At 64.1% G+C, this 22,130-nt stretch carries 16 protein-coding genes and 4 pseudogenes; 10 read left to right on the forward strand and 10 right to left on the reverse strand.

Annotated elements, in window-relative coordinates; genetic code table 11:
* The coding region (locus ACNJ7E_RS01190; protein ID WP_418338796.1) for an IS3 family transposase at positions 1 to 920 on the forward strand (920 nt) is incomplete at its 5' end.
* A gap of 87 nt (positions 921 to 1,007) precedes the next feature.
* On the opposite strand, the gene ACNJ7E_RS01195 is transcribed toward ACNJ7E_RS01190, so the two are convergent.
* The 9 genes from ACNJ7E_RS01195 to ACNJ7E_RS01235 form a co-directional block, all read right to left on the reverse strand.
* Entirely contained in the window at positions 1,008 to 2,126 is a 1,119-nt protein-coding gene (locus ACNJ7E_RS01195; RefSeq protein WP_418338829.1) for an Rv3169 family protein, read from the reverse strand.
* A gap of 18 nt (positions 2,127 to 2,144) precedes the next feature.
* Entirely contained in the window at positions 2,145 to 3,209 is a 1,065-nt protein-coding gene (locus tag ACNJ7E_RS01200; RefSeq protein ID WP_418338830.1) for a phosphotransferase family protein, read from the reverse strand.
* Entirely contained in the window at positions 3,206 to 4,042 is an 837-nt protein-coding gene (locus ACNJ7E_RS01205; RefSeq protein ID WP_418338831.1) for a tyrosine-protein phosphatase, read from the reverse strand. Before ACNJ7E_RS01205 ends, ACNJ7E_RS01200 begins: the two co-directional genes overlap by 4 nt.
* Positions 4,035 to 6,476: a PEP-utilizing enzyme gene (locus ACNJ7E_RS01210; RefSeq protein WP_418338832.1), complete on the reverse strand. Its 2,442-nt coding sequence runs from the start codon at positions 6,474 to 6,476 to the stop codon at positions 4,035 to 4,037. Before ACNJ7E_RS01210 ends, ACNJ7E_RS01205 begins: the two co-directional genes overlap by 8 nt.
* Entirely contained in the window at positions 6,473 to 7,534 is a 1,062-nt protein-coding gene (locus tag ACNJ7E_RS01215; RefSeq protein ID WP_418338833.1) for a phosphotransferase family protein, read from the reverse strand. Before ACNJ7E_RS01215 ends, ACNJ7E_RS01210 begins: the two co-directional genes overlap by 4 nt.
* Positions 7,535 to 7,606: 72 nt before the next feature.
* Positions 7,607 to 9,742, reverse strand: coding sequence for an acetate--CoA ligase family protein (locus ACNJ7E_RS01220; RefSeq protein WP_418338834.1), 2,136 nt, complete (start codon positions 9,740 to 9,742; stop codon positions 7,607 to 7,609).
* 197 nt (positions 9,743 to 9,939) lie between these two features.
* Positions 9,940 to 11,016, reverse strand: a complete 1,077-nt coding sequence (locus ACNJ7E_RS01225) for a Zn-dependent alcohol dehydrogenase (RefSeq protein WP_418338835.1) — start codon at positions 11,014 to 11,016, stop codon at positions 9,940 to 9,942.
* Positions 11,004 to 12,506 carry an aldehyde dehydrogenase family protein gene (locus ACNJ7E_RS01230; RefSeq protein ID WP_418338836.1) on the reverse strand — a complete coding sequence of 501 codons (1,503 nt, stop codon included), beginning with the start codon at positions 12,504 to 12,506 and terminating at the stop codon, positions 11,004 to 11,006. The genes ACNJ7E_RS01225 and ACNJ7E_RS01230 overlap by 13 nt, the downstream gene beginning before the upstream one ends.
* A gap of 2 nt (positions 12,507 to 12,508) precedes the next feature.
* Positions 12,509 to 13,681: a cytochrome P450 gene (locus tag ACNJ7E_RS01235; protein WP_050785285.1), complete on the reverse strand. Its 1,173-nt coding sequence runs from the start codon at positions 13,679 to 13,681 to the stop codon at positions 12,509 to 12,511.
* Between the two features lie 121 nt (positions 13,682 to 13,802).
* Here ACNJ7E_RS01235 and ACNJ7E_RS01240 point away from each other — a divergent pair, with 121 nt between their 5' ends.
* The 5 genes from ACNJ7E_RS01240 (at position 13,803) to ACNJ7E_RS01260 (ending at position 18,968) form a co-directional block, all read left to right on the forward strand.
* The gene (locus tag ACNJ7E_RS01240; protein ID WP_418338862.1) at positions 13,803 to 15,476 is read left to right on the forward strand and encodes a pyruvate, phosphate dikinase; all 1,674 of its coding nucleotides are present in this window, start codon (positions 13,803 to 13,805) and stop codon (positions 15,474 to 15,476) included.
* Positions 15,473 to 15,667: a ferredoxin gene (locus ACNJ7E_RS01245; RefSeq protein WP_044475678.1), complete on the forward strand. Its 195-nt coding sequence runs from the start codon at positions 15,473 to 15,475 to the stop codon at positions 15,665 to 15,667. The genes ACNJ7E_RS01240 and ACNJ7E_RS01245 overlap by 4 nt, the downstream gene beginning before the upstream one ends.
* Positions 15,668 to 15,670: 3 nt before the next feature.
* A complete protein-coding gene (locus ACNJ7E_RS01250; protein ID WP_418338837.1) occupies positions 15,671 to 16,894 on the forward strand; it encodes an NAD(P)/FAD-dependent oxidoreductase in 1,224 nt (407 codons plus the stop codon).
* 172 nt (positions 16,895 to 17,066) lie between these two features.
* Complete coding sequence (locus tag ACNJ7E_RS01255; protein WP_418338838.1) at positions 17,067 to 17,792, forward strand: FadR/GntR family transcriptional regulator; 726 nt, start codon at positions 17,067 to 17,069, stop codon at positions 17,790 to 17,792.
* 159 nt (positions 17,793 to 17,951) lie between these two features.
* A complete protein-coding gene (locus ACNJ7E_RS01260; RefSeq protein WP_418338839.1) occupies positions 17,952 to 18,968 on the forward strand; it encodes an Rv3169 family protein in 1,017 nt (338 codons plus the stop codon).
* 42 nt (positions 18,969 to 19,010) lie between these two features.
* Here ACNJ7E_RS01260 and ACNJ7E_RS01265 read toward each other — a convergent pair.
* Positions 19,011 to 19,343: pseudogene (locus ACNJ7E_RS01265) on the reverse strand (response regulator transcription factor); the annotation flags it as partial.
* Between ACNJ7E_RS01265 and ACNJ7E_RS01270 the strand changes: the two are divergent.
* From ACNJ7E_RS01270 to ACNJ7E_RS01285, 4 genes and pseudogenes are all read left to right on the forward strand, one after another.
* Positions 19,320 to 19,562, forward strand: a pseudogene (locus tag ACNJ7E_RS01270) (SDR family oxidoreductase); the annotation flags it as partial. The pseudogenes ACNJ7E_RS01265 and ACNJ7E_RS01270 overlap by 24 nt on opposite strands.
* 540 nt (positions 19,563 to 20,102) lie before the next feature.
* Positions 20,103 to 20,561, forward strand: a pseudogene (locus ACNJ7E_RS01275) (ISAzo13-like element transposase-related protein); the annotation flags it as partial.
* Positions 20,558 to 21,046 (forward strand): annotated as a pseudogene (locus tag ACNJ7E_RS01280) (IS3 family transposase); the annotation flags it as partial. The pseudogenes ACNJ7E_RS01275 and ACNJ7E_RS01280, both read left to right, overlap by 4 nt.
* Before the next feature lie 7 nt (positions 21,047 to 21,053).
* Positions 21,054 to 22,121, forward strand: a complete 1,068-nt coding sequence (locus ACNJ7E_RS01285) for a tyrosine-type recombinase/integrase (protein WP_418338840.1) — start codon at positions 21,054 to 21,056, stop codon at positions 22,119 to 22,121.
* Positions 22,122 to 22,130 lie beyond the last annotated feature (9 nt).

Genomic DNA, 22,130 nt, shown 5'->3' on the forward strand with positions numbered 1-22,130 from the left:
TATTTCGCAAAGGAGGTGAAGTGAAGACCCGCCGCTGGGACTTCATCTCCGACCATCGCGCCGAGTTCGGCGTGCAGCGGCTGTGCCGGGTGCTCGGGACCTCCCGCTCCGGCTACTACAAGCACCTGGCCACCGAGGATGCTCGCGCCGACCGCCAGGCCGACGAGGCCACGACGGTCGCCGAGATCCGCGCCATCCATGCCAAGCACCGCAGCGCCTACGGCGCCCCGCGGGTGCACGCCGAACTCCGCTCCCGCGGGCGCAAGATCAACCGCAAGCGGGTGACTCGGCTGATGCGAATCAACCACGTCGTGGGCCGGCACCTGCGCCGCACCAAGCGCACGACCATCGCGGACAAGTCAGCTCCACCGGTCCCGGATCTGGTGATGCGGGACTTCACCGCTTCGGCTGTGGATACCAAGTGGTGTGGGGACGTCACCTACATTCCGGTGGGCTCGTCGTGGTTGTTTTTGGCGACGGTGATCGACATCTGTTCACGTCGGGTGGTGGGGTGGTCCATCGCCGACCATATGCGCACCGAGCTCGTCACGGACGCGATCGAGATGGCGGTGCGCACCCGCGGTGGTGATGTCCATGGGGTCGTATTCCATAGCGATCGCGGATCTCAGTACACCGCAAAGACTTTCGGCGATGTATGCCGCCGTCATGGGATCCGCCCGAGTCGAGGCCGGGTCGGCTCGAGTTACGACAATGCTCTCGCCGAGTCGTTCTTCCAAGGACTCAAGAGGGAGTGGCTGCACGGACGGAGTTGGACGTCGAAGTCGCAGGCACGGCTGGAGCTGTTCGAGTGGCTCTCGTACTTCAACCGACGTCGCCGTCACTCCGCGCTGGGATACCTCTCCCCGGTGGAGTTCGAACAACGACTGATCGCGTCGTCTACGCTGTCAGTTGCCGCATGAAATCCGGTGTCCACTCTCAAGGGGCAACCTCAATCCCGTCGGAATCGACCGCCTCCCGGCAACAGCTCGAGTGGTGATTCAAGGCCGTCACTGGCCGAGTGGCGCAATCCCGTCAGGCAATCCGGAAGGCAGGTGCGGTCCGATCGCCACGTGCTCGAACAAGCCCAGTCCTATCGCACCGTCGGCGCGGGTTGCTCGGCAAATCTGCTGTGCGTGAACGTTTTCCATCGCGCTCGGATCGAGGCCCGCAAGCTTCCAACTGTCCGTTCCGACAATGTCTTTCCCATGATCGGTACCGTGCTTCCACATCGGGTGGTAATAGCCCAATCCCTGCATGAGGAATAGACCTTCGGGTTCAATGGTGATCTTCCGGTTGACCAGCCCACGCGGTCCGACGGTGAGGTCAACATGTTGGGCGCGGCGAGTCCCAGGCCGGTAGTCGATGTCGAATTGGAAGGTGTCGCCGCGGAGGATCCGATCCTCTTCGCCGTAAGCCGGGTCGCCGGCCTTCAGGAAGGGCAGGACGGCGACCGTTCGTGCTTCGCTGCGGCCGTCCGGCATCTCATTTACGGCTACGAGCAAGCATTCGTCCTCGAATCGCAGCAGCGTCCAGGCAAAGTAGATGGCGCTCTTGTGTACACCGTGTCGACCTTCGGCCACAGTGCCGGTGGTCCGACTGCCCCACGAGCGGTCTCGGAAGCCCCGCCACTTGTCGGGCGAGCAGGTTACGGTTTCCCCGCCGACGGTGAATTCGCCGGACCAGTCTCCGAATTGCACTGTACGGAGACGTTCCGAGACGAGAGTCGTTCCTGAGTCTCGTCTCATCCGTCCATCTTCGATGTGCTGTGTTACACCGGTGAAGGTGAGGTCGGCCGAGATACCGTCGTGCTCCTCGAGCACTACACGTAGCACGCGCATCGGTTCGATGACTTCGACTCGCAGGGGGCCCGCGATTGTGTCGCGATCGCGCGAGAGTCGGGAGGAGGCGAACACCGAGTCTTGGCGCCCGTCACGCGCGATGCTGATCGAGGCGTCGACGATACCGCGGTTCGGATGAACGCTGAGACCGAAGCCGACCTGGGTGGTCAAGTCGATGTCGTGCATTGCCATCCAGTGGCGGTCATAGCGGCCTAGGTCGCTCGAGGCGGTCTGCGCCACAGGCAGCGCCGCCTGGTGCACCGGATAGTCGTCCCATTTGCTCAGCACAGGTTCTCCTTTTGGATTTCAGATGAAAGACAGCAAGTCGTGGTCGAGTGCCTGGTGGGCACCGCGATGGATGAGTGAGGCAAACATTTCGAAACCGCGCGCGGTGGGCTGCACGAATGCGAGTGCGGCAACCATGGCGATAAGTACGGAGCCGCTGAGCCGTCGGTGCTCACGCTCTGCGGTATCGATATCCCACCCCTGTACGCCGCGGTCGTGCAGCGCACTCACGTGCGCTTCGAGCAGTCGCTGTTCCACTCGGCGGCGAGTGTCGGGGTCAAGTGCAGTGCCCAGGAAGAATGCGAGGTCCCAGGCGGGTGAGGTCCAGGCCAGCGTCTGCCAGTCGACTATCCAGGCGCCGGCATCACCCCACAGCAGATTATCGAGGCGAAGGTCCTGGTGCACGAGTGTGCGGGGCCCTCGAATTCCGGACGCCCAGCTGAGGCAGCGGTGACCGAATGTCTCGATGAGTTGCCGCTGTTGTGGGTCTAGGAGAGCGCCGACGGTGTCCCGGTGCCGATGCCACGACTGTTCATAGCGTTCAGCGAGACCCGTGATGTGGTCTTCGGTCCGGTTGTAGAAGCGGTCGGTGCCACCCACGGCATCCTCGTCATCCCAGAAGGGGGCCTGGAGTCCCGCCAGCTGATCTGCGACAGATTCAACCTGTTCGATCGTACCGTCGCGCAGTTGGTCCAGGGGACGGGTGGCGGAGGAGAGATCCTGCAGAATCAGCCCGGGCGGACCGTCCCCTCGGGGAAGGCTGCCAAGGAACCTCGGTGTCCGGATGTCGAGGCGCGGCCTGAGTTCTGCGTAGAAGAATCGCTCCCGATCGAATGCGCCGATTCTGGATGCCGTTGCTGCCGAGTGTGTGTCGCTGGGGGGCAGCTTTACGAACACGGACGACGGGCCTGACGGCCCGGGGGTGTAGGTGAGCTCGACGCGGTAGCTGTCGGCAAGCTGGCCGGCCCCAAGTGGCAGCGCTCGGCACTGCTCGACACTCCCGCCTTCTGGCAACGATCCACCAGCTCGGAGGGCCTCGGCGATGTCACCCGCCATAGAGGGCTCGGTTTGGGTGGTGGGGTTCATGCATCCTCCAGCATCTGGGCGCGCAGTGACTCGATGTGCGCGGGGGTGACTGAGCATTCGTTCGTGAGGTACGCAGCAACTCCCCCGTAGGTGATGTCGAGGAATTCGAGCGCCGACTCCATCGCCCGCGCCGGCGCCTCCCACAAGGACCGAACGTCGTCGACGTGGATTCCGAGGCGCTCGAGCAGAGCAGCATGCTCGGCCGCCCGGTCGGGTCGATACCTACTTGTCAGTGCGTAGTCGGCGGTCACGACGTTCCGCGGCACGCCGACCACTTCCAGAACAAGGGCCACAACGAGGCCGGTTCGATCCTTTCCGGCGTGGCAGTGCACGAGAGCCGGGAGGTGGTGCGGATTTGACAGTACCCGGATCACCTCGCCCAGCACGTCGGTGCGGCGACGTAGTACCAGTTGGTACCACCGGCCTAGATCTTCCTCGTCGAATGTGGTGATCTTGCCGTCCCGCAGCAGGCGCATGAAGTCAGTCTCACTTCCTTCGACACCTTCGGGGATCGGAGCGTGAAACAGCTGTGCGCCGGTCGCTCGATCCCAGGCAGACGGGATCATTCTGGCCTCGCGGTGCGACCGCAAGTCGACAATTGACCTGAGACGTAGGCACTGATAATCCTCTGTGCGGAGTTCATCCCATAGCGATTCGGCACCGGATCCGGAAAGCCCGAGAACCTCCGATCGATACAGCCGGCCCATCGCGGTCCGCTTTCCGTCGCCTGTGGGGTATCCGCCTACGTCTCGGACGTTGGTGGTGCCAGGAATCGGGATCCGGGGATCGAGCTGGTTGTTCCGTCGAGCCCCCACCGAGCGTTCGTCACTCATCGTGGTCGGTGCGTGCGCGACCCAGCGTGGCCAACAGGTCTTCGTGCAACTCCATCCAGATGTCGTGATACGACTCGACCATCGGACGGGCTAGTGCGTCGGTGTTTCCGTTCCGGAATTGTTCGAGCGCATGGTCCAGGCGCTGGCGATAGAGACCAAATCTGGGCTGTGCAGTGGCCGCTTGCGCTATGACCGCGGCAACATCGTGGTGGACGGGCGACAGGCCGCTGAGCGTGGTAGTGAGGTCCTGATCGATCTGCCAGGACGAGGCGATGGCCTTGAAGGCGCGGTTTGGCCCGAGAAACACGTCATAGGCAGACGTGATGACTGCGTGCTGGTCGGCGGTTACCGCCGCCTCGGTGACCAGCAGCAGACGTGCACGGCCCACCGGGGTGAGGCTTGCTCCGGTGATCCGTCCCGTGCGTTGCTTGACGAAGCCCTTCTCTTCGCTCGCCGCAACCACCTCGCGAACACGTTCCGCCGGGATGCCGCTACTGATGGAGATCTGCTCCACGGTTGCGAACCCACGAGTTCGGATTGCCTGAAGTACCTCGAACTCGTCGGGCATGGTCGATACGGTGTCGCTGCTGTGCGGCGGTACGTCGTTGGCCCACGAGCCCGTCAGGAAGAGCCGCGGGATCATCTCGCTGGCGACGCCCCCGACCATCCTGTCGTGGCACGCTTCAACGACGGGATGAATCGACATGAATCCGTGATCGCGAACGAGATCGTCATAGATTCCCGCCGCGCGGGCGAAGGGCAGCAGGAAGCCTGAGGCGTAGACAACCGCGCCGGCCATCACCTTCTCCTGTTGGCTCATAGCGGCTATCCGCTTGTAGAGCGCTTCGGACTTGGCTTCTGCCTCGGCCCGCAATTGCGCCATGTCCTCCAACGACAATGTGCGCAGTTGGTCGATTGGTGTATCGAACTTCTCGCGGGCATAGACCGCCACGCCGGTGACGTGGGGCAGGTAGTTGCTCGGTTCGGTGAACATCGTCGAAAGATCGAACACCTTCGTCTCGAGGTCAGTATCACCCGCGAAGAACATCGCGATCGTCACGGCATACGGCAGGCCCTGCGTGGTGTCCGACCACGGGTATGCCGGTTCATTGATGAACAGATCACGCACGATGACGAAGCCGCCGTCCGCGGTGGGATACGGGCCGCTGTCGCCGAGTCCGAGGCGATTGTCGAAGTGCACAAGAAATCCGAGCAGTTCGAGTGCGCCGTTGAAGCGCTGGAACGTCGACCGGCCGTTCTCGTCGGAGAGTGCAATGCGGTCGGATTCGAAGTGGGCGATCCATGACGGATCGAGGATGGGGGCCTGGTAATCGCGCATCGACGCGAACATTGGTCCAGATCCCCACAAGCCCCTGTACAGATGTCGAACTGTGCTCATCGCTTCAGTGATCCGCCGCGTACGGTAGTCGTAGTCATGCAGACCGAGTTCCAGAGCGATACCCCGCCCGAAGCTCGGTGCGCTGGCGCACGCCCAGATGTGCAACATATTGATCTTGGTGCCGATCTCCCTGCGTGCTCGGCTCGCGATCTCGCTGATTCCGTCAGCACCCACGTGATCCTGGATGGCTGTGAGCCACTCCGGGTGATGAAACCAGCTGTCCATGATCCCCATAGCCTCGTACTCCTGACGGGGAATCAGACCGGACTCGCCCTCGGTGGCACGGGCGGCGAGGGCGTCCCACTCGTTCCAGGCAAGGTAGTGCAGCACATCGTTGACCTCGTCCACGGTGAGCTCACGGTTCATCGACGTGTCATCGAGGTCGAGCACCGCCGAGGTCTGGCGGGCGACCATGACCTCGTGGCCTTCTCGCCCGCGCGGAACCTCGCCCTGAAACTTGTTGAGCAACAACTGGATCTGCGCCAACTGTTCGGCCGTCATGGCTGGGGCGCTGTCCGGCGTCGGCGTATCATCCACGGGCGCACCCGTTTCGACGCTCACGGTGCCCGTCGGGCGAGAGATGAGATCCATGCGCACGCGGACGCCGTCCGCCGGGATGATTTCGCCGCGAGAGGTACGGACGCCCTTGTCGAAGGCGACCGACATGATGCATGGAATGCCGTATTCGCGGCTGAGGATTCCAAGGTGGCTCTCCGGTGCGCCTTGCAGGGTAATCACACCACGTACCCCGGCGTTCAATGCCATGGACAGGAACGTCGTGGTTCCGCCGCGTGCGATCACAATCACATCGCTGACGTCCTCCCCGCTCTCAACGAAGGAGATAACATCTTCAGGTGTGTCCAGCCACTGTGCGCGGCCCTCGACCGGCTCCGGGTTTTCGTAGACGTTGAGTCCGGTGCCGACAGGCTCGAAAGCGCCTGGGGTCGCGAGGACCGTTTGCTCGGGAATGGTCATGGTTCCTCCGATGGTCGTACCCAGATGGAGATAGCGAAAGTAAGTCAGGATCTTGGTCAAGCGGGCAGGAGATCGAGAGCATCCAGATCGATTGCCATGCGCGCTCCGAATGCGATCAGGCGGCCGTACATTGCCTCCATACGCGCGTTGGTTTTGACACTTGCGATGGGCGGCACCAGCATCAGGAGCACGGCGAATGCCGCCTGGCGGTATGCCTGCCAGGCTTCGGCAGCGTCCCAGTCCACGCCATGCTGGGCAAGCTCGTCGACGTGTCGGGCAATTTCGTCCCGTTCGACGGCGCGCCGGCGCTCCGGTTCAAGTGAGGTACCGAGCAGGTAGGCCACGTCGAACATTGCGGGACCCCAGCCGATGGTTTGCCAGTCGAGCACGACGATCTCGTTCTGGCCGAAGAGCATGTTGTCGACTCGATAATCGTGGTGGACAAGCGAACACGGTCCATTCAGGCCGGACGCCCATTCACCAGCGCGACTCACGAATCGGTCGACACAGGCTCGTTCGTCGCTGGTCAGGCCGCTCCCGATTGTCGAGCGGGCCGACGACCACGAGCGCTGCATCCGCTCGACGATGGCCGGGATCGGGACGCCGAGGCGCCGGTGCAGCCAGTCCAGGTTTGCGGTGTCCGCATTCTGCCAGAATGGCGCTTGCAACAGCACGAGCTGATGCCGCGCCTGGCGCAGCAGCGGTAGCGCCAGCTCGGCGAACTGGTCGCCGGGATGGTAGTCCTCGGACAGATCTTCCAGCAGCACGGTGCTCGGAATGCCGTCGTCGAGTTCGACCCCCAACAGCCGCGGCGCCCGAACCGCGGTGCGTGGCGCCAACTCAACATAGAACTTGGCCTCGCGTTCGTAGGCGCCGAGCGAAGCAGCCGTCGCCGCGGCAGCCGGGTCTGCGGACGGCTTCTTGATGACGAGTGAGCGAGGACCGGCGGATTCTTCCGACCAAGTTAGCTGGATTCGGAAGGTATCGGCCATGGCGCCGATCCCGATGGGTGCCTTCTCCATGCCGACCAATTCGGCACTCGGCACCGCCATCCCAGCACTTTGCAGTGCGTGCACCATACGGTCCGCCTCGACGCTTTCGGCTGCAGCGGGAGTCATACCGTTTCCTGTCAAAGGCGGTCTAACCATATTCGTTTCCAATCATCAGTTCAAGGAAGGGTAGGGCCTGACTCAGGACGGAACGGACCGTGTGACCAGGACATCGAGTGCCTCAATCCGGTCGCCGTCCACCAACAACGGATTGATCTCGACCGACTCGACCGATGGCCCGAGTGCTAGCGCCAACTCCGACAGCCGGAGTACCACGTCGACAAGACCGTCGATGTCTGCGGGCTTGCTTCCCCGGAATCCGGTCAGCAATTTGTAGCCGCGCAGTTCTTCGAACATCGATCGAACTTCGTCCGGTCCGACCGGCAGCACCCGTAGGGCGCTGTCGTCGAGCAGTTCCACCAATGCACCACCGACCGCAACGGCTATGACGGGACCCCAGTCGGGATCGTGTGTCACTCCCACGAGAAGTTCCACGCCGCCCGTTCGCATGGGGCTGACGAGCACACCGTCGAGTTCGACACCTGCCGCCTGAGCCCGAGCGGCCAGACGCTCGTATGCCGCAGCGACCTCTGTCGTACCGGAGACGCCGAGTTCGACGCCTCCGAGTTCGGTCTTGTGGGCTACCTGCGCTGAGCACATCTTGAGCGCCACCGGTTCACCCAATCGGACCGCGGCGGCAGCGGCGTCGTCAGCGCTGGTTGCGAGTGTCGCGGGTACGGCAGGAATGCCGGCCCGCTCGAGCAGGTCCCGTCCGGCCAGTTCGCTGAGCGGCCCACTGCCCGGCAGGGTGATATCGCCGTGCGACGCCGAAGACGCCGCAGGCCGGCCCGGCCGGGTCCGTAGCCAGTCCGACCAACGCCCGAGTCCGGCGGCGGCAAGAGCAAAGCGCTCGACGCTCGGCAGCACGATGTCCACTCCGGACGCTGACTTGACCTCGCGCACATGATCGTTCTGAATCTGATCGATCTGCGGGAAGATCACGCCGGGGACGCCGGTGGCCCTGATTGCCGCGCCGACGGCATGAAAGGTGTCGTCGCGTTGCGGTTCGCCAGGCGTCGGTAGCGAGGTGACTGCGCCGATCAGCCCGATCGTGGGCTCGGCGGCCAGCGACTCGAACGCGCTGCGCCACACCTCGGGCCGGGTCGCGGCCGATCCGGTGACGTCGAGCGGGTTCTGGGGGTGGCCATATGCTGGCAGTACCTGCGCAAGTTGGTCCTTGGTCGCCGACGAGAGCGGCGGCAACCGGAGTCCAACGTCCTGACCGCGGTCGGCGATGAGGTCGCAAGCGCCACCGGAGACCGACATGACTCCGACGCCGCTGGCACGCAACGGTCCGGTACCGGCGCAGAGCATTCCCGCGCAGATCAGGTCCTCGACCGAGCGCACTCGGATCACACCGTCCTGACGCAATACCGCGTCGATCACCCGATCGTCGCCGACAAGTGCACCGGTGTGTGCTTGAGCAGTCTGTGCGGCGAGTTCGCTCGACCCGGCCTTGAGGATGATGAGTGCTTTTCCCAGCTCGGCTGCGCGCCGGGCGGCAGCACGGAAGACCGCGGGCTTGCGGATCGTCTCCGCGAAGATGCCGATAGCGCGGGTGTGCTCGTCCTCCACGAGGTAGCGCACTACATCTGCAACCGTAACCATCGCCTCGTTACCGGTCGTCACGACGAAGCTGAATCGGACGTCTTGCCGGCCGGCGTAGCCGACCATCGACGATCCCACTGCGCCGCTCTGGGAAACCAGAGCGAAGGCGCCCGGCTCGACCGGCATGTCCAAACCCAGAGCGCACGGAGCCACGCCGTCCCAGAGATTCGCAAACCCGAGGTGATTGGGCCCGAGCAGCACAACCCCGAGTTCCTCGGCGAGCGCGACAAGCTCCTCTTGCCGTTGTACGCCTTCGGATCCCTCCTCCGCCCAACCCTGGCCGAGCACGGCAGCCGCCTTCGCACCACCGGCAGCGGCATCTATCAGCGCTTCGCCGGTCGCATGCTGCGGTGTCATGAGGAACGCGCAGTCGATACCGCCGTCGATGTCACCGCACGTCGGCACCGTGTGGACGCCGTGAACCTGCCGACTGCGCGGGTTGACCAGGGTCAGCTGTTTGGCCGCTGCGACCCTGTGGTGCTGTGCGAATGCTCGACGAGAAAACAGGTTCTTGTCGCTCGCGCCGACCAAGGCAATCCGCTCGGGCCGTAGCAACCGGTCAAGCGCCTCACGGTCGAGCGGGGTGTTTGCGAGCGTCTGATTACCCATGAATGTGGTCTCCTTCAAACGGACCGGCTGACGCCGTGTCGCGCACGTTGCTGAATAGATGTAGGACCGGCTGCGACGGTCTGCGAACTCAGAGGTGCCCGCGCCGTCGACGCCGTCCCAGGTCCCGGCCGCCCACTGGTTTCGCCGATCAATCGCGTGACCTGCGTGGTTGCGTCGCGTCTACCGGGAGACACTGGTCAAACCAATAGGACGGAACGCACGACTTCGCCTGCTGTCTGCCGGGCCACGACGTCGTTGATCCGTTCGAGGTCCACGACTTCGGAGACCATGCGACTGAGGTCGAGTCGCCCGGCCCTCCACAGGGCGATGAGTCGCGGAAGTTCGCGGCGCATATCCGAAGAACCGTAAAAGGACCCGATGAGTTGCTTCCCGTCATGGAACAGCTCCTGCGCACTGAACTGCACCATGTCGTCGGGCTTGCCGGCGCCGACGACGACGACGCGACCGCCGCGTCGAGCTGCTTGCCACCCGGCGCGAATGGTCGATGACCGCGCGACGGCGTCGATCACTACGTCGAATCCGGGCGCGTCCACCAAACTCTCCCTCGGATCCGAACCGGGTGGCAGGGCCGCAGTCGCACCGAACTCCAGCGCCGCTCGGCGACGAGGATCTTGTAGGTCCACCGCAACGATGTCGGCCGCACCGGCGATGACAGCTCCTTGGATAGCGCTCAACCCCACCGCGCCGCAACCAATGACCAGCACCGACTCTCCGGCTCGCACCCGCGCCGAGTTCAGTGCTGCACCGCATCCGGTGGGTACGGCGCAACCCAACAATGCGGCGTACTCGAAGGGGATGTCGTCTGGAAGCGGCAGCACTCCGGTGGCCGGGACGACGGTCTCCTCCGCGAAGGTTGCGGTGCCCATTCCGGCTTGGACTGGCACTCCGCCGACCGAGAGACTTCCCGAGTCTCCTCGCTCACTAGAGCGGCGACGATTGGAGCAGATGTAGGTTTCCCCTCGCACGCAGTGGTAGCAACGACCACATGGCGGTACCCAGGTGACGAGCACTCGATCACCGGGGATGAGGCCGGTTACGCCCGGCCCGAGTTCGGTGATCTCGCCGGCGCCTTCGTGGCCGAGGACGACCGGTGTCGACTGCCCGAAAGCACCTTTCGACAACGCGATATCGGTCTGGCACACACCGGCCGCGCGGATGCGCACCACCACTTCACCCGGCCCAGGTGCCGGGCGGCAGACGTTGTCGTGGATGGTAAAAGGCTCGCCCGGGTTCCAGGTGACTACAGCACGCACTGCGGCTCCTCTTTCGATGGGATCGAATCACTTGGGTCGCCAAGAACGGCTTTGACCTCGACGTACTCCTCGAGGCCGAACGGCCCCAATTCACGGCCGAGCCCGGACGCCTTGTAACCGCCGAACGGCGAGATCGGCAGGGCCGGTGTCCGCACCCCGTTCACACGCACCTGCCCGGCGTGGATTCGGCGCGCTAGGTCCGCGGCTCGGGCGGGGTTCCCCGACCACACCTCGGCGGACAGACCGTACGGGGTGTCGTTGGCGAGCCTGACCGCATCGTCTTCACCCTCGTGCCCGAGAACGACGAGGACGGGACCGAAGATCTCTTCCTGTACGACCGGGTCGTCTGGTTCGACGTCGGTGATGATCGCCGGGCGAACGAAGTAGCCGCGATTGACCCCGTCCACCGCACCACCGCCTGCAACGCGTGCACCGCGCGCGCGTGCACCTTCCACACAGCTCAAGACTTTCTCGCGCTGCTCGGCGGACGCCAGCGGGCCCATCGTGGAGTTCTCGTCGAGCGGGTCCCCGAGTACGTACGCCGCGGCCGCCGACGCGGCGATAGAAACAGCTTCCTCACGTCGAGCCTCCGGCACGATGAGGCGGGTGGGGGCGTTGCACTTCTGGCCGGCGTTGGTGAAACAGTTGCGCACGGTGGCACGCACAGCTGCCTCGACGTCCGCGTCGTCAAGGACCACAGCGGGCGACTTTCCTCCGAGCTCCAACGTCGCGCGAACGACTCGCTCACCGGCGACCGCACCGATGTGGCGACCAACTGCCAGTGAGCCAGTGAACGAGACGAGGTCGTACTGGCCGGATTGAACCAACGCCTCCCCCGTAGTCGCCCCTCTACCGGTCAGCACATTGACGACGCCGGACGGCACCCCGATCCGCTCACAGAGGGCTGCGACGAACAGTCCGTTCAAGGGTGTGAGTTCGGCAGGCTTCAGCACGATAGTGCAGCCTGCCGCGAGCGCCGGCGCCAGCTTGGCGACGATCTGGTGCACAGGGAAATTCCACGGTGTGATGCCGAGTACCACCCCGACTGGTTCGCGGATGACCGTAGTTCCGGATGCGTCGCGGGCTTCCCATGGGAAGTTTCGGGCGATATCTGCGGTGCTACGCAGCACGCGCTCGGGCAGGTCGGCCTGACCGGCGCGGGACTCCTTGATGGGCATGCCGATCTCACGGGAGGCAAGAACCGCCAGCTCCTCACCGTGCTCACGGAACGCGTCGGCAAGTCGGTCGAGAACGTCGGCTCGCTCGCCCGGTGCCGTCGCCGACCATTTCGGTAGCGCGGCCCGGGCGGCGGCGAAAGCTGCCTCCACCTCGGCTGGGGACGCGTCCACGATGGAACCGATTACCTCCTCCGAGGCCGGGTTCAGCACCGGCAACCGTTCCAGGTCGGGGGAGGAAATCCATTCACCAGCGATATACACCGAATTCGGTGGGAAGGGCATCGTGTCGGAGCCCGGCATGATCGTGGACATCGTTATGCCTTTCCGACGCGGACCGGCAGTTGGGTCCAACCTCGGAAGATGTTGTGCTGCACTCGAGTAGGCTCACCCATCACCTCGAATCGGATCCCGCGGCGCAGTACCTCGCCGAAGAAGGTGCGGATCTCTGCGCGGGCCAGGTGTGCGCCGAGGCAGAAGTGGATACCCCAGCCGAAGGTCAGGTGCTCGTTGGGAGTCCGATCGATACGGAACTCATGTGGCGCCTCGAATACCTCGGGGTCACGGTTGGCCGCGGAGAACCACAACACCACTTTGTCGCCCGCCGCGATGTCCTTGTCACCGATCCGAAGTGGCTCGAGCGCTGTACGCCGCATTGCTGCGACGGGGGTGACCCACCGGAGGATCTCTTCGACCGCCGAAGGGAGGAGGCTCTGATCGGCGACCAGGCGTTGCCAGGTTTCCGGGTGCCGGTGCAACAGCATGGTGCCACCGGAGACTGCATGTCGGGCCGTCTCGTTTCCCGCGGCGACCAGCAGGATGTAGTAGGCCGCGAGTTCTTCCCAAGTAAGCGGCCGACCATCCTTCTTGCCGTTGGCCAGGACGCTGATCAGGTCGGTTGTGGGCTCACGTCGACGCAACTCGGTCAGTTTCTCGAAGTACGCCATCACCTCGTCGCGAGCCGAGGCCAGTGCCGCTTGATCGACCTCGTCGGCTGGGTCGGAGCTGGTGAGCCGATTGGTCCAGTCGACCATTCTCGGCGCATCGGCTGCGGGCACGCCGAGGACTCGGGAGAGCACAAGCATCGGCAGCTTCGCGGAGACCGTGTGCACCATGTCGAATTCGCCTGCTCGGCTCGCGACGTCGTCGAGCAGATACTTCACCGCTTCGTCGATCGCGTCCTGCCACTGTTGGACGCGGAGGGCACGCAGGTGTGGGACCGCAATTTTTCGGAGCTGGGCATGTTCCGGATCGTCCATATTGTGCAGGCTTGCGAGTTTGCCTTCGACCTTCCGGTCGAGGATCTGCGTGCCTCCCGCGGAGGACAGCCTGATGTTGTCGGACGCGGCCGACTTCACGTCGGCGTACTTCGTCAGGGCCCAGAATCCGGGGCCGAGAGGGGACGGTGCGTTCCAATGCACCGGATCGTGCGCCCGCAATTCGTCGAAGACCGGCATCTCGCGGTCCTGGCCGAATATTGAGATGTCCATCAAGTCCGCGCGAGATGCCGCCTCGGTTGCCGCCACTGTGTCCACTTCCCGTCTGTTTCTACGTCTCTCTTCCCCAGACGCTATGATCTCTGTTACGTTTCTGTCAACCATTGAAAATGGCATGACCAAAGGATCTGACGTGCCGCTTGCTCATAAGTCGAATGCATTGGGGGACGCCGCCCCGCTGACCGCGGCGATCTATCCGTTCGATCACCCGCACCGTGCCCGTCCGCGGGCATTGACGGACCTGCTCGGTGGCAAGGGCGCCGGCCTGGCGGAGATGATCTCGACACTCGGGATCAACGTCCCGCCGGGCTTTACCATCTCGGTTCCGCTCTGCCAGCGATATCGGAGGGAGGGCTGGCCGGAGGGGCTGGACGAGGCCATCACACTGCACACCAGCCGGCTGGGTGACCGGATGGGCCGCCGGTTTGGTGACCACAACGATCCGCTGCTCGTCGCGGTTCGGAGCGGAGCCCCGGTTTCCATGCCGGGGATGCTCGACACGGTGCTCAATCTCGGACTCAACGAGTACACCGTCGAAGGGTTGGCCAAAGTCTCCGGTGATGAGAAGTTCGCCTGGGACAGCTACCGACGGTTCTTGCACATGTATGCCACCACCGTCATGGGCGTGCACTGCGACGAGTTGTACGTCGGCCACAGCGGCGACACCACGGAGTCTTTACGCGAGCATGTCGTTTTGCTGCGTGAACGCATCCGTCAGGTAGCCGGCCGGGACGTCCCGGCCGAGCCGACGGTGCAATTGCGTGAAGCGGTCGAGGCGGTCTTCCGCTCGTGGGATAGCCAGCGGGCCCGAACCTACCGCGCAAAAGAGGGCATCGACGAGTCGATGGGCACCGCGGTCAACGTACAAGCAATGGTGTTCGGCAATCGAGGGCTCAACTCGGGAACCGGTGTCGTCTTCACCCGGGACCCGTCGACCGGGGAGGCAGCCCTCTACGGCGACTACCTCCCGATGGCTCAAGGCGAGGACGTGGTGGCGGGCACTGCACATACCTTGCCGATCGCCGACCTAGAACAGTTGCACCCCGCGATCTATACCGAATTGCAGGAGACCCTGCGTCGCCTGGAAGTGCACTACCGCGACGTGTGCGATGTCGAGTTCACCATTGAGAACGGTCGACTGTGGTTGCTGCAGACCCGTGCCGGCAAACGGAGCGCGGTCGCCGCCGTACGAATTGCGGTCGACCTCGTGAACGACCCGGATATCCGGCTGACTCCCACCGAGGCAGTCAGCCGCGTACCTGCCGCCGTTCGTCAGCGGGCACGCGACGAGGCCCTTGCGCACGTCGGAGCGGATGACGCCGCCCACGATCTCGTCACGACAGGACTCGGAGCGTCTCCCGGCCGGGCCGTCGGCCGCGTCGTACTGACCAGCGATGAGGCCGCGGACGCCGACGATGACGTCATTCTCGTCCGTCCCGAAACCAAGCCCGAGGACGTCGCGGGCATGGCCGCATCCGTGGGTCTGCTCACCACCAAGGGCGGCCTGGTGAGCCACGCCGCCGTCGTCGCACGCGGCTGGAACATTCCTGCAGTCGTGGGCGCGCAAGACCTGACCTGCAGCGCGAACGGCATCCACGCCCCTTCCGGGCTGCTGATTCGCGTGGGAGATGTCATCACCATCGACGGCACCACAGGCCAGGTTTGGCGTGGTGCCGTAACGACGCCGACGGACGAAATCGTCATCCGCGCAATAGAACACGAACTTCCTCAACTCCCGGCCCTCGAGGAATGGGCACGACAGTACGCGCACGAAGGAGAAGAACAGTGAAAGTTGTAGTCGACCGTGCCAAGTGCACCGCCCTGGGAAACTGCGAAGCGATTGCCCCAACCTACTTCGAAGTCGGAGACGAGGGGGATCTCCTTCTTCTGCGCGAGGACGTCCCCGCGGACGAGCGCGAGTTGGTGGAGAAGGCGGTCGCGGCCTGCCCAACCGCCGCACTCATCCTCGAGCAGGATTAAACGATGGCCCCGGAACATATCGTCGTTGTCGGCGGTTCGCTGGCTGGCCTGCGTGCACTGGAGACTGCCCGCCGCGCCGGATACGCTGGCCGGCTCACCCTGATCGGGGCGGAAACGCATCTGCCTTACGATCGTCCACCGCTGTCGAAGGAGTACATCGACAGCGATCAGGACTCCCATATCACCCATTTCACTGGCGTAGAAGAGCTGGCCGACGGGCTCGGAGTGAGCCTGATGCTAGGCCAACCAGCCACCTCACTCGATCTTGCCAACGGCATCGTGCATGTCGGGGACTGCACGGTGCCGTACGACGCGGCCCTGATCGCGACCGGCGCCACTGCGCGCACCATACCCGCTGCCGCCCATCTCGACGGGGTGGTCACATTACGCACAATCGACGACGCACGAATCGTGCGTTCGGCTCTGGATCAGGGTGCACGAGTGGTCGTAGTCGGCGCCGGATTCATCGGCGCCGAGGTTGCCGCCGCCGTTCGTAAGAGGGGTCGCTCAGTCACCGTCGTGGAGGCGCTCCCTATACCGCTCGTCCGCGCGGTCGGCGAGACCGCCGGACGGTGGCTCAGCGCACTGCATGAACGCAACGGAACTGAGCTGATCTGCGGTGTCGCGGTCGAGTCGATCTCCGGCGACCACCGCGTCGAAGGGGTCCGTCTGGCGAATGGACGACATCTCCCCGCCGACCTCGTAGTGGTCGGAATCGGGGCCACACCTGCCACCGACTGGCTGACGAGTTCGGGACTAACCCTCGACAACGGCATCGTCTGCGATGCAACGATGCACGCGGGGGGCAATGTGTGGGCGGCCGGGGACGTTGCGCGATGGTACAGCCAGGATTTCGAAACATCACTTCGGATCGAACACTGGACAAACGCCGCAGAACAGGGGGCGCACGCCATGCGTAACCTGCTCGATCCCAGCAACGCAACGCCCTACCGCCACATTCCCTACTTCTGGTCCGATTGGTACGGCAACCGCATTCAACTCGCTGGTCGGCCTATCGGCGAACCAACAGTCGTTACCGGAGACCCTGCCACAGACGTGTTCACTGCCCTCTACCGAGACGGCGACCGCTTGATCGGCGCGCTCACCCTCAACCGTCGCAGCGACATCATGAAGTACCGGGCCCTCATTGCCCGTGGCTCTACCTGGGAGGACGGATTGAAGCTGGCCCAGACACGCAACAATTCATTGACGGCGAATTCCAAATGACCCAAACAGTGCTATTAGCGTCGTTGTCCCGGATATTACGTTTGCAGGCAGTGTCCAAGTAATCACAAGTCTCTAGCTGCACCAGCTGCACCAGCTGCACCAGCTGCACCAGCTGCACCGAAGTAGACCGGATATGGTTGGACCAGTCGATATTGAACCCGATTGGAGCACCGTGGACGTGGAACATGACACGAAGGGACACACCCCATTCGGTCCTGTGCGAGTACCTACAGCCGCGCAGCTCTTCGCCGAGCATCTGCGTACGAAAATCTTCAACGGGGAATACAAGTCCGGCGATCACCTACCGCCCGAACGAGTCCTCGTCGAGCAGGGTGGACTCACCCGTGCGGCGGTTCGCGACGCCCTCGCCATCCTGAAACAACAAGGACTGATCGTCACCTTAACCGGACGTCACGGCGGCTCCGTTGTGTCTCGCCCAACGCAGCAAGACCTGATTACATCGCTCGATGTCTTTCTCCAGGCACAGGGTTGGGGACCGGAGACTCCCACGCTGACTGAGTCGCGCGAAATCATCGAGCCGTCATGCGCCGCTCTGGCGGCACAGCGGCGGACCACGGCCGAACTCGATGCGATTCGCCGCTTCCAGGATCGTCAGGCACACTCGCTCGACAACATCCCCGAGTATCTCTCAGCAAGTCAGGCTTGGCACGTCGCAGTGAGCGATGCAAGTCACAACACACTATTGGCAGCGTTCATGCACGCCACTGCCGAGGTACTAACGGCGGCAGCCAATAGTGCACGCTTCAGTTCGCACGAGTCCCGTCTCTGCTCGCTAACGGCTCACCGCGAGATCACGGAAGCGATCGCCGACCGCAATTCGGGCCGTGCGCGCGAACTGATGACTCAGCACATCCGAGGCAGCGAAGATCAGAACTGACCGAGCTTGATGCAGTGTTTTGTGTGTGGCTCCCGCGAGTTGCCGAGCTCCTACCGTTTCACCCTCGACCACAAAAGAGGTCGATTCCATCGAAAAGTCAGCAGGAGACGACCGCGCCTGTCTCCCGCTGACACCTACCGTCAACCAGAAGGAGCACGTATGACCGACGGATTCCACGATGCCCTGGTAACGCAGGCCACCTCGGAGATGCCGGAGAGATTTTTCGACCGGTTCATGTTCAATCTCCACCCGGACAGCGTCACCACACCGTCGGTAATCCTCGGCGCCGGCGTCTACCCGCCCCGCAACGTCGTGGACGGTTTCGTCGTCCTCACCACGGAGTCCGAGCAGCGCAATCTCCGCTACTCAACCGAACACTCCGAGACCGACGCCGCCTCCGTCGGACCGTTGAGGTGGGAGACGGTCGACGACAATTCCACCTGGCGAATCCAGCTGGGCGAGAACAAGACCGGCCTCGCACTGGATTTGCTCTGGCACGCCCGCGCACCCTATTGGCTCGGGTCGGTGGATGTGGAGAACACCGACGGAAACGTCACCTCATTCGACCATCTGTTCCAGCCCGGCCGGTACGAGGGCACGCTCACCCTCGACGGAACCACCACCGACATCGGCGGCTGGTACGGACTGCGGGATCGTTCCCGCGGGGTGCGCACCATGTCCGGGGGCCAGGGCCTGCACATCTGGTATCAGGCGCAGTTTCCGGACCGCACGTTCGGCTTCCTGCTCGTCGAGGACCGGGATGGCGGGCGAATCCTGTTGGAGGGGGCCGTCATGCATGACGACGGCCGACTCGACCACATCACCGACGTCCGGCACGACCTGGTGTTCACCGCGGGCAACGACCTCGCCAGTGGCGCGGTGGAGGTCGTGACTGCCGGTGGTGCGACCTACCGCGTCGACGCGGACGCCTCGGCCGGCGGTGGCTACATGGCGGGCGGCGGCTACGGCGGGCATCACGGCAAGGTTCGTGGCCGCGACCACGAAGAGTTCGACGTCTACCCGCTCGACGGGACCGTGGGGCCGAAGACTCTCGACTCGGCCCTGACCGACCGTTGCTGCGAGTTCGAGTGGAACGGGCTGACCGGCTACGGGATCTTCGAATTCGCGCTCTCGCGCTCGTCGTCCTACACATACTGTCCTACCCTGGCTGGCTGACCCAGCACGTCCAGAGACGGAGAGCGCGTCCGGCGCGTGAGATCAGGACTGCCCGCCCTGTCTACGCTCGATAATCCATGCCGCGATCTGCGTACGGGAGGTGAACCCCAGCTTGGCCAGGATGTGCTCCACGTGGCCCTGGGAGGTGCGATGGGAAATGACGAGCTTGTCGGCGATCGCCCTGTTGGTCAGGCCCTCGGCGACAAGTTCGGCTACCTGCCGTTCCCGCCGTGTGAGAGTCGTCGACCCCGTCCCGACCGAGGCGGCGGTCGGGCCCTTCTCGTCGAGTGCGTACGCGGCAGCGTCCTCGAACCGCATCCCGAGGCCGTGCCCGAACTCGGTCTCGAACGCTCGGTCACCGCCGCCCGCGACCTCGCGCAGTTCGGCATCCGCGTCAACACCATCGCCCCCGGCATCGTCGACACCCCGATGCTCGCCGGTGTCACCGACGAATACCGCAAGAACCTCGAAGCGGGCGTGCCGTTCCCGTCGCGCCTCGCCCAGCCCGCCGAGTACGCACAGCTCGCGCAGATGATCGTCGAACACGACTGTCTCACCGGTGAGACCATCCGTATGGACGGCGCTCTCCGCATTGGCGCCCCGATAATCGACGGCAGTCCATATGCGCGCTCGCCCGGGTCAAGGTCGGGGGCGTGGTGTACGACATAGGCGAATGCTTCCTCGGCGGCGGTTATGCGGGTGGAGCCGACATCGCCTCCTGGGCCGGTGCGGCAGATGGTCTGGGACATGGACTACGCCGGTAGCGGGTGAGCACGTCAGCCCGAAATAGCCGTGCGCTTAGGTCCGACTCGTCGTGCTTGCTCGGCGAGCCGACGAGTCGGATTGTGGCCGCTTCGTTTGGAGATCCGACGACATCGATCCTCGTTCGACCTCTCAATTCATCCCTTCCTCATCCCTTTCTTTGACCCCTCGGGGCGGGTCACCCCTGCGGATTTTCGATATCAGCGGTCGAGTCGGCCGAATGGGCGGCGAGAGCGCTGATGCACGGAGCGAGCGCCAGCCGTGTCATCGTAGGAGATGCGCACCGTCGGCAGGCCTGTGTGACATACCGTGACTGTAAGGTAATAACATGGTGTTTTGCAGTTTGAGTCAGGTCGGTGCGGTAGGGCGGTTGTGAGCGAGGTCGAGGACCGGTTGCGGGAGCGGTTCGAGGTCTTGTTGCCGCACCTGAACGAGCGGCAGCGGCGTTTGGCGTTGGCGGCGGAGGCCCGGTCGCTGGGGCATGGCGGGGTGCGGGCGGTGGCCCGGGCGGTCGGTGTCAGCGAGACCACGGTTCGCAGGGGCGTGTTCGAGTTGGAGGCCGGCGAGCAGCCGGCGCCGACGGGTCGGGTCCGCCGTCCGGGTGGGGGCCGCAAGGGTGCGGACGCGCTGAATCCGCAGCTGGTGCCTGCGTTGTTGGCGCTGGTCGAGCCGGATAAGCGTGGGGATCCGGAGTCTCCGTTGCGGTGGACGACCAAGTCGCTGCGACACCTGGCCGAGGAGCTGACCCGGCAGGGCCATCCGGTGTCCGCACCGACGGTGGGACGGTTGTTGCGGGACAACGGATTCAGTTTGCAGGCCAACGCCAAGACGTCACCTACATTCCGGTGGGCTCGTCGTGGTTGTTTTTGGCGACGGTGATCGACATCTGCTCACGCCGGGTGGTGGGGTGGTCCATCGCCGACCATATGCGCACCGAGCTCGTCACGGACGCGATCGAGATGGCGGTGCGCACCCGCGGTGGTGACGTCCATGGGGTCGTATTCCACAGCGAACGCGGATCTCAGTACACCGCAGCAGCTTTCGTCGATGTATGCCGCCGTCATGGGATCCGCCCGAGTCGAGGCCGGGTCGGCTCGAGTTACGACAATGCTCTTGCCGAGTCGTTCTTCCAAGGACTCAAGAGGGAGTGGCTGCACGGACGGAGTTGGATGTCGAAGTCGCAGGCACGGCTGGAGCTGTTCGAGTGGCTCTCGTACTTCAATCGACGTCGCCGTCACTCCGCGCTGGGATACCTCTCCCCGGTGGAGTTCGAACAACGGCTGATCGCGTCGTCTACGCTGTCAGTTGCCGCATGAAATCCGGGTGTCCACTCTCAAGGGGCAACCTCACAACCTCGATCCCGGCGACCTGCCCGCAGGACCCGGGGCCCACCCGGTCGACATGGTCCGCGCCGTCACGCTGACCTGGCTGTTCGCCGGCCAGCGCAGCGACGAAATCGCCCGGCTTCGGGTCGGCTGCATCCGCTGGCAACACGATCAGCCCGCCGTCGGCGACGACCGAGAGCAGACCGACTCTTCGGTCTGTCTGCTCGATATCCCTACCCACAAGACTGGCACCGCGTTCACCAAGCCCGTCGACCCGTTGTTGGGCCGGGCGATCGAAGCATGGCAGGCCCTGCGCCCCGCGCAACCACCGATGCTGGACCGGAAAACCGGTGAGAAGGTGCACTTCCTGTTCGCAGTCCGCGCCGGGCGGATCAGCAAGAACTACATCAACGACACGATCATCCCCGCGCTCTGCCGCAAGGCCGACATTCCTGCCGCCGACGTTCGCGGGCCGATCACCAGCCACCGCGCTCGCTCCACCATCGCGACACAGCTCTACAACGCCAAGGAACCGATGACGCTGTTCGAGCTGCAGGCTTGGCTCGGGCACCGCAGCCCGGAATCGACCCAGCACTACGCCAGAATTACCCCGAATACCCTGGCCAAGGCATACAACGACGCCGGTTACTTCGCGCGCAACGTCCGCACCATCGAAGTCCTCGTTGACCGCGACGCTGCGACCTCCGGCGCTGCCGCCGTTGGTGAGCCTTGGCAGCACTACGACCTCGGCCACGGATTCTGCAGCTACACCTTCTTCGAGCAATGCCCGCACCGCATGGCCTGCGCCCGCTGTGACTTCTACATTCCCAAAGAGTCCGGCAAAAGTGAACTCTTGCAGGCGAAATCGAACCTTCAGCGCATGCTCGTCAGCATCCCACTCACCGACGATGAACAAGCAGCCGTCGAAGACGGCCAAGCCGCCCTCGACCAGATACTGCAACGCCTCGCCGACGTTCCGACCCCGGCCGGAACAACACCACGCCAACTGACCGCCACCCCGTTGCCGATCGTCGCTGTCAACCATGGCCGACCAGCACGAACTTGACAATCTTGA

Source organism: Rhodococcus mengyinensis (assembly GCF_048381435.1).
Lineage (GTDB): Bacteria > Actinomycetota > Actinomycetes > Mycobacteriales > Mycobacteriaceae > Rhodococcus_F > Rhodococcus_F opacus_D.

Bases quoted from the DNA above. Each gene is read 5' to 3' on its own strand.
- ACNJ7E_RS01200 (WP_418338830.1), bottom strand. From the start codon at position 3,209: ATGAACCCCACCACCCAAACCGAGCCCTCTATGGCGGGTGACATCGCC.
- ACNJ7E_RS01205 (WP_418338831.1), bottom strand. From the start codon at position 4,042: ATGAGTGACGAACGCTCGGTGGGGGCTCGACGGAACAACCAGCTCGAT.
- ACNJ7E_RS01215 (WP_418338833.1), bottom strand. From the start codon at position 7,534: ATGACTCCCGCTGCAGCCGAAAGCGTCGAGGCGGACCGTATGGTGCAC.
- ACNJ7E_RS01220 (WP_418338834.1), bottom strand. From the start codon at position 9,742: ATGGGTAATCAGACGCTCGCAAACACCCCGCTCGACCGTGAGGCGCTT.
- ACNJ7E_RS01230 (WP_418338836.1), bottom strand. From the start codon at position 12,506: ATGTCCACGATCATGCCGGGCTCCGACACGATGCCCTTCCCACCGAAT.
- ACNJ7E_RS01235 (WP_050785285.1), bottom strand. From the start codon at position 13,681: ATGGACATCTCAATATTCGGCCAGGACCGCGAGATGCCGGTCTTCGAC.
- ACNJ7E_RS01240 (WP_418338862.1), top strand. From the start codon at position 13,803: ATGACCAAAGGATCTGACGTGCCGCTTGCTCATAAGTCGAATGCATTG.
- ACNJ7E_RS01250 (WP_418338837.1), top strand. From the start codon at position 15,671: ATGGCCCCGGAACATATCGTCGTTGTCGGCGGTTCGCTGGCTGGCCTG.
- ACNJ7E_RS01260 (WP_418338839.1), top strand. From the start codon at position 17,952: ATGACCGACGGATTCCACGATGCCCTGGTAACGCAGGCCACCTCGGAG.